Genomic DNA, 13,092 nt, shown 5'->3' on the forward strand with positions numbered 1-13,092 from the left:
GCCCGGGCCGTGTCGGCCGCGCCGCCTCCGGGCGGCGGGACTAGGACAGGCGGGCCGGCAGCCGGGACGGCCCGTTGGCGACGAAGCCGGGCACCTGCCCGTGGTCGCCGTCGGGCTCGACGAGCCGCAGGCCGGGGAACCGCTCGAACAGCGCGGGCAGCGCGACCTCGGCCTCCAGCCGCGCGAGCGGCTCGCCGGGGCAGTGGTGCGCGCCGCCGCCGAACGCGAGGTGCGTGCGGTCCGCCCGCGCGGGGTCGAACACGGCGGGCTGCTGGTGCACGGCCGGGTCCCGTCCCGGGGCGCCGAAGGCCGCGATGATCGGGTCGCCCTTGCGGATCTGCTGGCCGCCGAGCTCCAGGTCCTCGACCGCGAAGCGCAGCGGGATGTACATGACCGGCGGCGCGACCCGGAGGGTCTCGTCGACCACGGCCGACCACGTGACCTCGCCCGCGCGCACCGCGGCGAGCACGTGCGGGTGGGTCAGCAGCAGGCGGGTGGCCGAGGCCAGCAGGTTGACGGTCGTCTCGTGGCCGGCGATCAGCATCAGCCGGACGGTCGAGACGGCCTCCTCGTCCGTGAGCGCCTCGGCGACGGTGCTGGTCAGGTCCTCGCCGGGCTGCTCGCGCTTGGCCTGGACCATGCTCGCGATGAGCTTGCCCAGCTCGATCTGGTTGGCCAGGGCCTCGGCCGCCGTCACGCTCGTGTCCATCAGGGTGTCCGCGCACCGGCGCATGTCGCCGCGCACGTCGCCGGGCACCCCGATCAGGTCGCAGATCACCTCGATCGGGATCGGGTAGGCGAACAGCTCGCGCAGGTCCACGACCGCGCCGTCGGCGCCCGCCGCGGCGAGCCGGTCGAGCGTCGAGGCGGTCGCCACCTCGACCGCGGGGCGCATCTCCCGGGTGCGTCGCGCGGTGAACGCGCCCGCGACCGAGCGGCGCAGCCGGCGGTGCTCGCCCCCGTAGGAGTTGAACATCGACTTGCTCGTGACCCAGGTGTACAGCGGCCACTGCGGGGTGATCGTGCCGTCGGCGAGCGCGGTCCAGTGCTGGTGCGAGTCCTTGGAGATCCGCGGGTCCACCAGCATCGGGCGGAGCAGCGCGACGTCGGTCACCGTCCATGCCTCCACCCCGCCCGGCAGGGCGACGCGTGCGACGGGGCCCGTCGCACGCAGGCGGGCGGCTTCTTCAAGCACCGCACCGCCGGTGGGGTCAAGTACCACGGTCTCCACGAGGGCTCCTCACGACTTGGTTCAGGTCAGTAGCCTCAGTCTTTTCCGAGATGCCCGCTTTGTCCATACCCGAAGTGGTTGAATATTTCAGTAGCATCGGATGCCACGAAATCGGACTATCATCCGCCACGTGACATCGCAGATGATGGTTGATCTCGTTCCGGTGGGCGAGGACGTTCTCGAAGACCTGCTCGCCCTCGCCGTGGCCGAGGCCCGACCCGGCGAGGTGATGCCGCCCGCGTCCGGCGAGTCCGCCGACGACGCGCGCACCACGTGGACCGAGCTCCGCAAGGGTGCCTTCCGCGACTACCACCGACGGTGCCGGGTCAACCTGACCGCTCCCGTCCCGGAGGTGACCTGGGCGGTCAAGGCCCGGGGCCGGATCGTGGGGGCCGCGCGCCTCGCCCTGGTCGACGACGACCCGGGGGCGCGCGAGGTCGGTCTCTGGCTCGGCGAGCCCTACCGCGGGCAGGGCATCGCGGGCGAGGTGGCCTACTGGGCGGTCGCCGCGGCTCGGACCATGGACGCCCGGCGGCTCGTGGCCCGCACCGTGGCGAGCACCCCCGCGCGCAGGACGCTGGAGCGCATCGGCTTCGAGGTGGCCGAGCACGACGGCGGTCTGGTCGGGACCATCGCCCTGGCCTGACGGCGGGGACGCCGGGCCGCTGGCCCGCCGGCCCCCGGTCAGGGCAGCGTGAGCGCGGCCAGCTCCTCGCGCGTGCCCGCGAAGACGTTGAGGTCGATGTACGGCTCCACGCCGTCGTAGCCCGGCAGCCGGTCGCGGTTCGAGTACTGCCAGACCGTCCAGTCCCGGCCGTCGGACAGCCCGGGCGTCCAGGCGACGGACCGGATCCAGACCGGCAGGTCGGGGTAGCGGCCCGCGAGGTACAGGTCGTACGCCTCCTCGGTCGCGTACACGACCGGCGGCACGCCGTAGTGCTCCTCGATGCCCGCGACGAGCGGGTCGAGGATCGCGCGCACCTCGTCGGGTGCCGGCGGGTCGTCGAAGTACGGGCCGTAGAACTCCAGGTCGATCACGGGCGGGAGCGTGCCCGGGGTCGCCGGCACCTCGCTCGCGAGGTGGGCCGCCTGGTCCGCGCCCGGGCTCTCGAAGCTCATGAAGTGGTAAGCGCCCACGAGCAGGTCCGTCCGCGTCGCGGCCGCCCAGCTCTCCGCGAAGCGGGGGTCGGTGTGCGACGCGCCCTCGGTGGCCTTGATCCACGCGAAGTCGAGGTCCTGCGCGGCCAGCACGTCCCAGTCGATCTCGCCCTGGTAGTGCGAGACGTCCACGCCCCGCACGTCGTAGGCCGCGGCCGGTATCCGGTTCGGCCAGACGATCCCGGTCGCCACGAGCGCGGCGAGGACCGCGAGCCCGGCGACGCCGGCCGCCGTCGTCCACAGGGCTGTGCGCATGACCGGAGGCTAGCGGCGAGATCCGTGGGCCACGGCCGACAACGGTGCAGGTCGTGTGCGGATGGCTACTCGCCCGTCGCGCCGCCCGCGATCTCGGCGGCGACGTCGAGGTGGCCCGCGTGGCGGGCGTACTCCTGCAGCACGTGGAAGCAGATCCAGGCCAGCGTGGGCGGGTCCTCGGTGAACCGGCCGCCGAGCACCGCGTGCTCCGCCAGGTCGTGCCCGGTGAGCACCGACCGGGTCGCCTCGCCCCCGGCGTGCAGCGCGGCGAGGAGATCGTCCGGGCCTACGCCGTCGGGCACGGCCCACGGTCCGTGCGGGTCCTGGCCGGCGTGGTCGCCCCACGGCTGGTCGACCTGCTCGCCCAGGAACCCCCACCGGAACCAGCGGCGCTCCATGTGCACCAGGTGGATCAGGAGCTCCAGCGGCGACCAGCCCGACGGCAGCCGCGAGGTGCGCAGGTCGGCGTCGGACAGGCTGCGCACCTTCCGGTCCACGGCCTGCCGGTAGTAGTCCAGGTAGGCGGCGAACAGCACGGGGGTGTCGGCGGAGTCGAGGCGGGGCTCGCGGTCGGAGAGGGGCACGTGGCGAGATTACGACGCGGAGCCAGGACACTGCCGAAACTGGTGGCCGAAGTGCTGTGACATCTGCGGGGTCACCGCGTCCTCAGTGCATGACCGCGACGAAGAGCAGGACCTACGGACTGGCCTCGAACCCCTCGGAGTGGGCCGCGCACCGGCGCGCCGTCGTCTTCTCGGTGCACCGGATGTACCCCGGGGTGGACGCCGAGCGCGCCGCCACCGAGGGGCTGGGCGAGCTGTGCCGACAGATCGTGATGCGCGGCGCCGTCGACCGGCCCGCCGTCGTGTGGTGCGAGGCCGCCGTCGCGGCCGCCGCGCGCATGCGGGGCGCGAGCGGCGTCGCGGCGTGAGCCGGCGGAGGTGCGACCGGTTCCCGGCGTCTCGCCAGAGGCACCCGCGGATGTCGGACGCACAGGTCTACGGGACCTGTGCGCCCGACGCGATCGTCAGCGCGTACTGCCGACCTCTGCCACGAACCGAGCGGCGCGTTCGCGCAGACCGGAGATGCGGCGGTCGGTGATCAGCTCACGCATGGCCGGGTCGTTGCCGGCCTCGGTGAACGTGGGCGTGCGGCGCACGTTGCGGGAGCAGGCGAACTCGGTGCAGATCAGCGTGCCGATCGTGTTCCCGTTGCGCCCGGACGCGCCGCCGCGCTTGGCGACGTACAGGGAGACGTCCTCGGTGACGACGACGTCCTCGCACCAGGCGCAGACGCCCTTGGTGCGCTTGCCGCCCGCCTTGGCGTCGTTGGAGCGCAGCAGAACGCCGGTCGGTTCGCCGTCGAGCTCGAGCACCACGTACGCGGACAGCGGCGCCTTGCGGTCACGCCATCCGAGGTAGTCGAGGCGCTCCCAGTCGAGGTCGTCGAGGTCGGGGAGGGTCGCCTGCGCGGCCTCGCGCTTGCTCGCGTTCAGGAAGGACGCGCGGATCTGCTTCTCGGTCAGGGGGTTCATCAGGTTTCTCGGCTTCCGGTCGTGCGGAAACCACCGGTCGGCGCCCGTCGTCGGGCGCGCACGACGGCGTCACGGTCACCGACGCGTGTCGGTCACCGGGCCGGCCGGCGGCAGGGCAGGGGACGCTGCCGCGCCTGCCCTCCGAGCCGTGTAACCAGGTCAGAGAGCGGTGGCGCGGGTCCGGGTGCTGCCCGAGCAGGCCGAGACGGCCGCCCCGCATCCCGCGGTGTGCTCCCGCATCTCTCGCTCCTCGTGGTCGACCGGTCGTGTGTGACCGGTGCGTCGGCCGGGCCTCGTGCCGCACAGCCGACACTCGATGCTACGACACCGTTGCCACGAGGCACATGTGCTTTTCCACACGTCCGGCGCCGGCGCGGGGGAGGCAGGTCGCCTCAGGCCCAGACGGCGGTCTCCGGGTCGACGCCGTGCTCCCGGGCGTTCGCGTCGATGACGTCGCGGAGCCAGGCGGTCAGGCCCGGCGCCAGGCCGTCGTAGAACGACCGGAACCCGGGGTCGGCGACGTACGACCGGCCGAGGCACACCTGCATCGAGCGGGTGCAGTCGAAGTAGGTGCCGATCGACGCTCGATGCCGCTCGGCCAGGTCGTTCGCCTCCGCGCTGCCCGGCCGCACACCCGCACGACAGGCCGCGGCCAGGTCGGCGTGGAGCGCCTCGACGGCTGCCGTGATCCGGCGCCAGTCCTCGGGCCCGCGCTCTGCCGCGCGCTCGGCGTACTGCGCCCACTGCTCGCCGTCGCCCCACCGGTCCCGCGCCTGCGCCGTCCACTCCGGCCGCCACTGCTCCCCGAAGATCGCCACCTGGTCCTCGGGGGAGAGCAGGACGCCGGACCGGCGCGCCTCGATCATCCGGTCCAGCGCCTCCGCGGACTGCTCCAGCCGCTGGATCTGCTCCCGCACCTGGTCCCGCTGCCGGCACAGGGACTCCTCGGCGTCGTCGGCCGCCGCGCCCAGCAGGTCCGCGATCTCGCCGAGCGGCACGCCCAGCTCGCGGTAGAGGCGCACCCGGTGCAGCCGGGCGACGTCGGCGGAGTCGTAGAGCCGGTGTCCGCCGGACGTGCGCTGCGACGGGCGGGCCAGCCCCACCTGGTCCCAGTGGTGCAGCGTCCGGACGGTGACGCCCACGACGGACGCGGCGCCGCCGACGGTCAGACCGTCCGGCGGCACCGCGTCGGTCGTGCTCGGATGTGTCATCCGGATCAGTCTCGCAGCCGGGTCACGCCCCGGGCCCCTCGATCCCGATGTCCCGCAGGTGCTGGGCCTCGGGGCTCTCGGGGTCGTACGGCCGGGCCGCGGTCATCACCACCCGCGCGTTCTCGGGCGTGATCACCTCGAGCTCGACCGAGCCCCAGGGCATCGTCCGAGGACCCGTGGTACTGCCCGGAAGGGCCGCCTCGCAGGCCGCCGCGATCTCGTCGACCTGACCGAGCACGCAGGAGAAGCTCACGCTCAGGGCCGGCGCCTCGGCGGGGCGGCCCGCCGGCACCAGCAGGATGTCCTGGAACATCCAGCGGCGCAGGTGAACCACCTGGCCGGGGGCGGAGAAGAGCGCGAAGAAGCCGAGCCCGCGGACCCAGAAGTCCGTGGACGCGGCCAGGTCGGAGGTGGGCACGGAGACGAACATCGGCATCCCGTAGATGCCGTGGAACGGCTCCGGCGCGACGGTGTCCGGGCCGGGGGCGGGGACGGGGCTGACCTCGAAGGCGGGGTAGGTGTCTGTCATGCGGCCAGACTCGGCCCTCACGCGACGTGAGGTTCAAGTCGGGCCCGGAACCCGTGCCCGAGACCCGCTCCCGCTACCGCGTGGGCTGCAGCTCGGCGGCCCGCTCCCGGGCCGCCGCCTCGCGCTCGGCGGGCTCGGCCAGGTGGCCCGTCCGCTTGAGCCACCACTCGGCGACCAGCGTGGTCAGCGGCGGCACCGACGAGGCCAGCGCCACGAGCGTCCGGAACCAGCCCCACCGCAGCCGCACGCCCACGACCAGCGTGACCACGACGAAGAGCACGAACGCCCCGCCGTGCAGGCGGCCGAACAGCCACACCCCGGCCTCCGTGGTCTCCGTGACGTACTTGAGGAACATCCCGACCAGCAGTCCGGCCCAGGTGAACGCCTCGATCCAGGCGACGACGGCGAACAGGCGGCCCAGACGGGACATCGGGGGCATGCGGGGTTCCTTCCGGAGGTGGGTCGGGTGTGCGCCCAGTCTGCCCGACGCCGGACGGTGCCCCTCAGCCCGGCTGCCGCAGGCGGGACCGCACGGCGACGCCCGCGCAGGCGATCACGGCCGCGCCGCCGAGCACCGTCGGCCAGCCGACCTGCTCGTGCAGGAGCAGCGCGGCCCAGGCGATGCCCAGCACGGGCTGGACCAGCTGCACCTGGCTGACCTGCGCCATCGGGCCGATCGCGAGCCCGCGGTACCAGGCCACGAAGCCCAGGAACATGCTCACCGCCCCGAGATACCCGAACAGCGCCCAGTCCAGCGGGGTGCCCGACGGCGGCTGCCGCACCACCGAGACCGCTGTGAGCAGCGCCATCGGCACCGCGGCGAGCACGAGCGCCCACGAGATCGTCTGCCAGGCACCGAGCTCGCGGGCGAGCAGCCCGCCCTCCGCGTAGCCGAAGCCGCACGCGAGCACGGCGGCGAGCAGCAGCAGGTCCGACCCGTGCAGTCCGGCGGACCCGCCGCCCTGGACCGAGGCGAAGGTGATCGCGGCGACCGCGCCCAGCGCCGCCATCACCCAGAACGACGCGCGGGGACGCTCGTGCCCGCGGAGCACCACGAGGACCGCGGTCACCGCGGGCAGCAGCGCGACGACGACGGCGGCGTGGCCGGCCGGCGCGGTGATGAGCGCGAACGACGTCAGCACCGGGAAGCCGACCACCACGCCGCCCGCGACGACCGCGAGCCGCGCCCACTGCGCGCCGCGGGGCCGACGCTGCCGGGTGATCGCGAGGGCCGCGGAGGCCAGCACCGCGGCGACGACCGCCCGGCCGCACGACACGAACAGCGGCGACATGGCACCCCCGCCGACGACCACGCGGGTGAACGGAAGGGTGAACGAGAAGGCCACGACGCCGAGGAGCCCCCACCAGAGGCCGGCGCGGGAGACCGATAGCGGGCGGCGTGTAAGGAGAGTAGCGCTACTGTTGGTTGTCATGTATGACGATAGCAGCGGCAGGATCGTCGCCGGCCTCCAGGAGTGGATCGCGGACGCCGCCCCCGGTGCGCGGCTGCCGTCCAGCAGGGAGCTCGTGACGCGGTACGGCGCGAGCCCGGTCACCGTGCAGAAGGCGCTGCGCGCCCTGGTGGCGCAGGGCGTGGTGGAGACCCGGCCCGGCGTCGGGACGTTCGTCCGGTCCGTGCGGGTGGCCCGTCCCCACGACTACGGCTGGCAGACGGCGGCGCTCGGCCCCCGGCCGCAGCCCGTCCAGGCGCTGTCGCGGGCGCAGCACACCGCCCCGAACGACGTCGTCGCGCTGCACTCGGGCTACCCGGACCGCGAGCTGCTGCCCGAGCGCCTGGTCCGCGCGGCCTTCGCCCGCGCCGCCCGCGGCGACGCCGCCGTGACCAGGTCGCCCGCCGCCGGGATGCCGGAGCTCCAGGCGTGGTTCGCGGCCGAGCTCGGCGGCGCGGCACCCGCTGGCGTCGCCCCGCCCGCGCCGAGCGACGTCGTCGTCTTTCCCGGGAGCCAGAGCAGCCTGAGCATCACGTTCCGCGCCCTGGTAGGCGCGGGCCGGCCCCTGCTCGTGGAGTCGCCGACCTACTGGGGCGCGCTGCTCGCCGCCGAGCAGGTCGGCGTGCGGGTGGTGCCGGTGCCCAGCGGTCCGCGCGGCCCGGACCCGGAGGCCCTGGCCCGGGCGTTCGAGCAGACCGGCGCGCGCGCCTTCTACGCGCAGCCGCACTTCGCGAACCCGTCCGGGGCCCGCTGGTCGCCGGGCCTGGGCGACGAGGTGCTCCGGCTGGCGCGGCAGCACGGCGCCTACGTGATCGAGGACGACTGGGCGCACGACTTCGGGATCGCCGAGGACGTGGTGCCGATCGCGTCCCGGGACGACGGCGGGCACGTGGTCTATCTGCGCTCCCTGACCAAGAGCGTGTCGCCCGCGGTGCGGGTGGCCGGGCTCGTCGCGCGGGGTCCCGCCCGCGACCGCATCCTCGCCGGCGCCCAGGCGGAGTCCATGTACGTGAGCGGCATGCTGCAGGCCGTCGCGCTCGACGTCGTGACCCAGCCCGCCTGGCGCACCCACCTGCGCGGCCTGCGCCAGCAGCTTGCCGGGCGGCGCGACCTGCTGCTCGGGGCGCTGCGCGAGCACGTCCCGGCGGCGGGCGTCGAGGCCGTGCCACAGGGCGGGCTGAACCTGTGGGTCCGGCTGCCCGACACCACCGACCTGGACCGGCTGGTCCGCGACTGCGAGGGGGCGGGGGTGGTCGTCGCGGCGGGCGACGAGTGGTTCCCCGCCGAGCCGACCGGTGCCTACCTGCGGCTCAACTACTCCGGCCCGAACCCGGGGGCGTTCCCGGAGGGCGCCCGCGTGCTGGGGGAGATGCTGGCGCGGCAGACGGGCTGACCGGACGGGAGCGCTACTTGGCCGGCAGCGTCCGGGCCCAGCTCACCCCGCGCTCCACCCACGCCGCGAGCTCCGGCTCGGAGCCGAGCGCGGACGGCGGGACGTCGAGCCAGCCCGCCATGACGCGCGCGCCCATCACCGCCTGGGTCGCGGCCGTGGTGCGCGCCAGCTCGGCGGCGGCGTCCGCGCCCACCCGGACCAGCAGCCCGTCGCCGCGCACCGCGACGGCGAGGTTGCCGCCCACGAGGAACGACAGCCCACCGAACATCCGGCGCTCGGAGAGGTCGTCCGTGTCGGCCAGGACGCCCCGGATCTCGTCGGCCAGGACCGGGTCGTACGCCATGTCGCCGAGGCTATGCCCAGGGGTCGCGCACGTTCCCCGAGGACACGCGCGTGCCCGGGGAGACGCTGACCCGCCAGATGGCGTGGTTCGCGGCCGAGCGCTCGACCGGCACCGCCGGTTCCGGGACCTGCGGTGCCGGGCGCCCGCCGCGGCGCTCCAGACGGAACAGCCGCACCACCCGCCCCGACGTCCGCTCATAGCCGCGGTACCCCGGCCACTGCCGCTCGATCTGCGCCCAGACGGCGTCGCGCTCGTCGTCCTCGACCAGCGTCGCCCGGACCGGGATGTGGCGGCCGCTCACGCTGATGCTCGCGTCCGGGTTGGCCAGCAGGTTGTAGGTCCAGGCGGGGTGCCGGTCCTGGGCGAACGCCGAGCCCGCGACGATCGCCCGGCCGCGGCCGTCCGGCGTATACATGAGGTAGGTGTCCCGCGGCTTCCCCGACCGCGCGCCCCGCGAGTGCAGCACGAGCGACGGCACCAGCAGAGCGCTGACCTGCAAGCGCCCGCCCGAGGACCACGCGAGCGCGTGCTCGACGGGCGGCAGCACCACGGGTCCGACGGCGCGGAACGCCCGCGTGCGCGTCAGCGGTGCGATCACGGATCGGGTGGCGTGCAGCAGGCTGGCCATCTGTCCATCGTGCGGCCGGACGTCTCCGGCCGCCCGTGGAGCCGGTCCGGGCCGGCAGAGTTAACCCGCGCGGTCGGCGCCCGACGTCGGCGCCTGGCGCCCCGCCGTCAGCGCTCCACGAGCTCGAACGGCACCGTGATCCGGCCGCGCAGGTCCGACCGGGGCCCGGCGAGCAGGTCCAGGATCGTGTCGCTCGACCGCGCGACGCCGGAGTCGACCGACGGCAGCGGCGGGATCGTGTACCGGCCCTCGTCGATGCTGTCGAAGCCGACGACCAACACCTCGTCGGGCACGGTCACTCCCTGCACGGCCAGGGTGAACAGCGCCCCGAAGGCCAGCGAGTCGTTGAAGCAGAACACCCCGTCGAACGGGACGCCCCGGGACAGGAGCTCCTCGATCGCTCGCGAGCCCTCGGCGCGGTTGAACCGCTCCACCTCCACCAGCAGGTTCGGGTCGACCTCCAGCCCGCTGGCCTGCATCGCGCGCCGGTAGCCCTCGAAGCGCACCGTCGCGGTGTCGGCCACGTGGGACTGCATGCCGATGACGGCGATGCGCTTGCGTCCCCGGTCGATCAGGTACCGGGTCGCGGCCTCGGCGGCGGCGACGTTGTCCGGGCCCACGTGCGCCACGCGGTCGGAGGCCAGCGCCTCGCCGTGCTCGCCGATCAGCACGAGCGGCACGGTGCTGCGGCGGTTCGCGACGTCCTCGGGCGTGAGGGTGAGCGGGCTGAACACCAGGCCGTCGAGCGCGGGCAGGTTGGTGCTCTCCAGCATCGCGAGCTCGACCGAGCGCTCGGCCTTGGTCTGCGTGGCGAGCACGGTGAGCCCCCGCCGCTGCGCGGCGCTGACGAACTCCGAGGCGAACTCGGCGAAGTAGGGCTCCCCCAGGTTCGGGACGCAGAGTCCGAGCAGGCCGCTCGACCCGCTCCGGAGCTGGCGCGCGGCCAGGTTGGGCCGGTAGCCCAGCTCGTCGATGGCGTCCAGCACCCGTTTGCGCACGGGCTCGCTCACCCACCCCGTGCCGTTGACGACGTTCGAGACCGTCTTCGTGCTCACGCCGACCGCCGCGGCGACGTCGGCCAGTCGCACCCGTCCCACAAAGTCTCCCCTCGGTGTGCGCCGGCGGCCGCCGCCACGGGCATTCACCCGGGCCCCGGAAGCCCCCGGATTCCAGGCGGCTTTGCTGGCGCAGGGGACATCCTATGCCTGTGCTAGCCTGACCTCCGCCGCTCAGTTCATCGTCGAACTAAAACCCCGACGATCCGGAGGCGGCGACCCCTGTCCCACAGTCGACAGTGCTGAGGGCCGGCCAATAGTTCAACGCTGTACTAGGAGTCGAGTCAATGAGATCGTTCGGCGGCCGCTGGGCGCCTTACCTCTACGTGGCGCCCATCGTGATCATCGCCGGCGTGCTGCTGTACTTCTCGATCGGGTTCGCCGTCTACGCGAGCCTGACCGACTGGAACGGCCTGACGCGCATGGAGTTCATCGGGCTGGCGAACTACACCGAGCTCTTCCAGGACCGGACGTTCTACATCGCCCTGGGCAACACGGTGAAGTTCATGCTCGCGACGGTCACGCTGCAGGCCGTCCTGGGCCTCCTGATCGCCGTGATCGCCAAGGAGCGCATCCCCGGGAGCAACTTCTTCAAGGCGCTGTTCTTCGCGCCCATCGCGATGGCTCCCGCGATCATCGCGACCGTCTTCAAGTACATGCTCGAGGCCAACTACGGCGCGCTGAACGAGACCCTGCGCGCGGTGGGGCTGCTCGGCGCCAACGAGACCATCCAGTGGCTCGGCGCCGACCTCGGCGTCTGGTCCATCTCGGCCATCAACGTGTTCTCGTGGATGGGCTTCTCGATGATGGTCTACTTCGCAGGCCTGATGGCGATCCCCGACGAGCTCTACGAGGCCGCGGAGCTCGACGGCGCCGGGTGGTGGCGCCGGCTGTTCAGCATCACCATCCCGTCGCTGCGCGGCACCACGAGCGTGCTGATCACCCTCGGCATCGTCGGGTCGCTGAAGACCTTCGACACCGTGTGGCTGACGACGCAGGGCGGGCCCGGCGTCTCGACCCACTTCCTCAGCACCTTCCTCTACCAGGCGCGACTCGACCGGGAGGCCGGCTACTCGTCCGCGATCGGCATCGTCATCCTCGTCGTCGCCTTCGCCCTGGCCGTCGTCCAGATGCGTCTCAGCAACCGGGAGAACTGACCGATGAAGCGCAAGAGGCTCCTCGCCTGGTTCGCCATGTACGCGGTGCTCGTGGTCCTCGCGATCATGTGGACCTACCCCATCGTGGTCGCCATCCAGAAGTCGTTCGCCGTCGGCGGCGTCGGCAACTACACCGCGGTCCTGAACCACGACCAGTTCAACTACTGGTCGGCGATCGGGAACAGCTTCCTGATGGCCGGCGGGTCCACGGTGATCATCGTCGTCATCTCCTGCCTGGGCGGCTTCGCCTTCTCCCGGATGCGGTTCCCCGGGCGGGTCTTCCTCTACCGGGCACTGCTCGCGTGCCTCGCCGTGCCCGTCGCCTCCGTGGTGACGCCGCTGTTCTTCTCGATCAACAGCCTCGGCCTCCGCGACAGCTACTTCGGCGTGATCATCCCGCTCGTCGCGTTCAACGTGATGACGATGCTCCTGCTGACCAAGAACCACTTCGACGGCATCCCCACGGAGCTCGTGGAGGCCGCGACCATCGACGGCGCGCGCCCCTTCGGCGTCCTGTGGCGCATCTTCCTGCCGCTCAGCGGCCCGCTGCTGGCCAACGTCAGCGTGCTCTCGTTCGTGTACTCCTGGAACGAGTACCTGCTCCCGAACCTGCTCATCTCGTCGCCCGAGAAGTACCCGGTGACCCAGGCCATCGCGCTGCTCCAGTTCGAGCGCATGAGCCAGGAGCAGATCGGCCAGCTCTACGCGGGCCTGATCCTCATGACCATCCCCTCGGTCATCGTCTACCTCTTCAGCCAGCGCTACCTGCAGTCGGGCCTCACGGCCGGCGCCGTCAAGAGCTGAAGGAAACACCGCGACCCGTTCCAACGGCCCGCACCAGCACTGTTCACCATCAAGGAGGATCAATGTTCAGATCGCCTCGTGCCGTCCCCCGTCGTCTGCTCGCCGCCACCGGTGCGGCTTCCGCCCTCGTCCTGCTCGCCGGCTGCGCCGGCGGCGGTGACGACGGCGTCGCCGAGGACGGGACCGTCACCCTCACCTACCGCACCTGGATCCCGTCGCTCGAGCAGTGGCAGCCGATCGTCGACGCCTTCGAGGCCGAGAACCCCGACATCACGATCGACTTCCAGGGCGCGGACGGCGCCAGCGACTACCTCAGCGAGCTCGACAACCTCATCCTCGCGGG

The 13,092-nt window shown here is 73.0% G+C and carries 16 protein-coding genes and 1 pseudogene; 6 read left to right on the forward strand and 11 right to left on the reverse strand.

From position 1 onward, the window contains the following. Positions 1-40: 40 nt before the first annotated feature. Positions 41-1,231, reverse strand: a complete 1,191-nt coding sequence (locus FHX71_RS30265; RefSeq protein ID WP_182620922.1) for a cytochrome P450 family protein — start codon at positions 1,229-1,231, stop codon at positions 41-43. Between the two features lie 130 nt (positions 1,232-1,361). Between FHX71_RS30265 and FHX71_RS28665 the strand changes: the two genes are divergently transcribed. Then, entirely contained in the window at positions 1,362-1,877 is a 516-nt protein-coding gene (locus tag FHX71_RS28665) for a GNAT family N-acetyltransferase (protein WP_182620923.1), read from the forward strand. A 38-nt stretch (positions 1,878-1,915) separates the two neighbouring features. On the opposite strand, the gene FHX71_RS28670 is transcribed toward FHX71_RS28665, so the two are convergent. Together FHX71_RS28670 and FHX71_RS28675 are read right to left on the reverse strand one after the other, a co-directional pair. Continuing rightward, positions 1,916-2,644 (reverse strand): GH25 family lysozyme, encoded by a 729-nt coding sequence (locus FHX71_RS28670; RefSeq protein WP_182620924.1) that lies wholly within the window; start codon positions 2,642-2,644, stop codon positions 1,916-1,918. A 65-nt stretch (positions 2,645-2,709) separates the two neighbouring features. Next, complete coding sequence (locus FHX71_RS28675; RefSeq protein WP_182620925.1) at positions 2,710-3,228, reverse strand: mycothiol transferase; 519 nt, start codon at positions 3,226-3,228, stop codon at positions 2,710-2,712. A gap of 89 nt (positions 3,229-3,317) precedes the next feature. Here FHX71_RS28675 and FHX71_RS28680 point away from each other — a divergent pair, with 89 nt between their 5' ends. Further along, positions 3,318-3,575: a hypothetical protein gene (locus tag FHX71_RS28680; protein ID WP_182620926.1), complete on the forward strand. Its 258-nt coding sequence runs from the start codon at positions 3,318-3,320 to the stop codon at positions 3,573-3,575. A gap of 96 nt (positions 3,576-3,671) precedes the next feature. Here the strand turns inward: FHX71_RS28680 and FHX71_RS28685 are convergent, their stop codons facing one another. The 5 genes from FHX71_RS28685 to FHX71_RS28705 all read right to left on the reverse strand — a co-directional run bounded on the left by FHX71_RS28685 (position 3,672) and on the right by FHX71_RS28705 (position 7,351). After that, a complete protein-coding gene (locus FHX71_RS28685; protein ID WP_182620927.1) occupies positions 3,672-4,178 on the reverse strand; it encodes an FBP domain-containing protein in 507 nt (168 codons plus the stop codon). 392 nt (positions 4,179-4,570) lie between these two features. Next, positions 4,571-5,389 carry a MerR family transcriptional regulator gene (locus FHX71_RS28690; protein ID WP_182620928.1) on the reverse strand — a complete coding sequence of 273 codons (819 nt, stop codon included), beginning with the start codon at positions 5,387-5,389 and terminating at the stop codon, positions 4,571-4,573. Positions 5,390-5,411: 22 nt separating this feature from the next. Further along, positions 5,412-5,918 carry a VOC family protein gene (locus FHX71_RS28695; RefSeq protein WP_182620929.1) on the reverse strand — a complete coding sequence of 169 codons (507 nt, stop codon included), beginning with the start codon at positions 5,916-5,918 and terminating at the stop codon, positions 5,412-5,414. A 73-nt stretch (positions 5,919-5,991) separates the two neighbouring features. Then, positions 5,992-6,357 (reverse strand): DUF3817 domain-containing protein, encoded by a 366-nt coding sequence (locus tag FHX71_RS28700; RefSeq protein ID WP_182620930.1) that lies wholly within the window; start codon positions 6,355-6,357, stop codon positions 5,992-5,994. A gap of 64 nt (positions 6,358-6,421) precedes the next feature. After that, positions 6,422-7,351 (reverse strand): DMT family transporter, encoded by a 930-nt coding sequence (locus tag FHX71_RS28705; RefSeq protein WP_182620931.1) that lies wholly within the window; start codon positions 7,349-7,351, stop codon positions 6,422-6,424. Between FHX71_RS28705 and FHX71_RS28710 the strand changes: the two genes are divergently transcribed. Next, positions 7,350-8,762, forward strand: a complete 1,413-nt coding sequence (locus FHX71_RS28710; RefSeq protein ID WP_182620932.1) for an aminotransferase-like domain-containing protein — start codon at positions 7,350-7,352, stop codon at positions 8,760-8,762. The two genes, FHX71_RS28705 and FHX71_RS28710, sit on opposite strands and share 2 nt — an antisense overlap. Positions 8,763-8,775: 13 nt before the next feature. On the opposite strand, the gene FHX71_RS28715 is transcribed toward FHX71_RS28710, so the two are convergent. From FHX71_RS28715 to FHX71_RS28725, 3 genes are all read right to left on the reverse strand, one after another. Further along, on the reverse strand, positions 8,776-9,105 hold the full coding sequence (locus tag FHX71_RS28715) for a TfoX/Sxy family protein (RefSeq protein ID WP_182620933.1): 330 nt from the start codon (positions 9,103-9,105) through the stop codon (positions 8,776-8,778). A 10-nt stretch (positions 9,106-9,115) separates the two neighbouring features. Continuing rightward, the gene (locus FHX71_RS28720; RefSeq protein ID WP_182620934.1) at positions 9,116-9,733 is read right to left on the reverse strand and encodes a nitroreductase family deazaflavin-dependent oxidoreductase; all 618 of its coding nucleotides are present in this window, start codon (positions 9,731-9,733) and stop codon (positions 9,116-9,118) included. A 107-nt stretch (positions 9,734-9,840) separates the two neighbouring features. Then, positions 9,841-10,830 (reverse strand): LacI family DNA-binding transcriptional regulator, encoded by a 990-nt coding sequence (locus FHX71_RS28725; protein WP_182620935.1) that lies wholly within the window; start codon positions 10,828-10,830, stop codon positions 9,841-9,843. Positions 10,831-11,075: 245 nt separating this feature from the next. Here FHX71_RS28725 and FHX71_RS28730 point away from each other — a divergent pair, with 245 nt between their 5' ends. From FHX71_RS28730 to FHX71_RS28740, 3 genes and pseudogenes are all read left to right on the forward strand, one after another. Beyond that, the gene (locus FHX71_RS28730) at positions 11,076-11,945 is read left to right on the forward strand and encodes a carbohydrate ABC transporter permease (protein WP_182620936.1); all 870 of its coding nucleotides are present in this window, start codon (positions 11,076-11,078) and stop codon (positions 11,943-11,945) included. Between the two features lie 3 nt (positions 11,946-11,948). After that, complete coding sequence (locus FHX71_RS28735) at positions 11,949-12,749, forward strand: carbohydrate ABC transporter permease (protein ID WP_182620937.1); 801 nt, start codon at positions 11,949-11,951, stop codon at positions 12,747-12,749. A gap of 62 nt (positions 12,750-12,811) precedes the next feature. After that, positions 12,812-13,092: pseudogene (locus FHX71_RS28740) on the forward strand (hypothetical protein); the annotation flags it as partial.

The sequence above is a fragment of the Promicromonospora sukumoe genome (genome assembly GCF_014137995.1).
Taxonomy (GTDB): Bacteria; Actinomycetota; Actinomycetes; order Actinomycetales; family Cellulomonadaceae; genus Promicromonospora; species Promicromonospora sukumoe.

Excerpts from the sequence above, each read along its gene's own strand:
- FHX71_RS28685 (WP_182620927.1), bottom strand. The coding sequence starts at position 4,178 with ATGAACCCCCTGACCGAGAAGCAGATCCGCGCGTCCTTCCTGAACGCG.
- FHX71_RS28695 (WP_182620929.1), bottom strand. The coding sequence starts at position 5,918 with ATGACAGACACCTACCCCGCCTTCGAGGTCAGCCCCGTCCCCGCCCCC.
- FHX71_RS28715 (WP_182620933.1), bottom strand. The coding sequence starts at position 9,105 with ATGGCGTACGACCCGGTCCTGGCCGACGAGATCCGGGGCGTCCTGGCC.
- FHX71_RS28700 (WP_182620930.1), bottom strand. The coding sequence starts at position 6,357 with ATGCCCCCGATGTCCCGTCTGGGCCGCCTGTTCGCCGTCGTCGCCTGG.
- FHX71_RS28730 (WP_182620936.1), top strand. The coding sequence starts at position 11,076 with ATGAGATCGTTCGGCGGCCGCTGGGCGCCTTACCTCTACGTGGCGCCC.
- FHX71_RS28705 (WP_182620931.1), bottom strand. The coding sequence starts at position 7,351 with ATGACAACCAACAGTAGCGCTACTCTCCTTACACGCCGCCCGCTATCG.
- FHX71_RS28670 (WP_182620924.1), bottom strand. The coding sequence starts at position 2,644 with ATGCGCACAGCCCTGTGGACGACGGCGGCCGGCGTCGCCGGGCTCGCG.
- FHX71_RS28735 (WP_182620937.1), top strand. The coding sequence starts at position 11,949 with ATGAAGCGCAAGAGGCTCCTCGCCTGGTTCGCCATGTACGCGGTGCTC.
- FHX71_RS28690 (WP_182620928.1), bottom strand. The coding sequence starts at position 5,389 with ATGACACATCCGAGCACGACCGACGCGGTGCCGCCGGACGGTCTGACC.
- FHX71_RS28720 (WP_182620934.1), bottom strand. The coding sequence starts at position 9,733 with ATGGCCAGCCTGCTGCACGCCACCCGATCCGTGATCGCACCGCTGACG.
- FHX71_RS28710 (WP_182620932.1), top strand. The coding sequence starts at position 7,350 with ATGTATGACGATAGCAGCGGCAGGATCGTCGCCGGCCTCCAGGAGTGG.
- FHX71_RS28680 (WP_182620926.1), top strand. The coding sequence starts at position 3,318 with ATGACCGCGACGAAGAGCAGGACCTACGGACTGGCCTCGAACCCCTCG.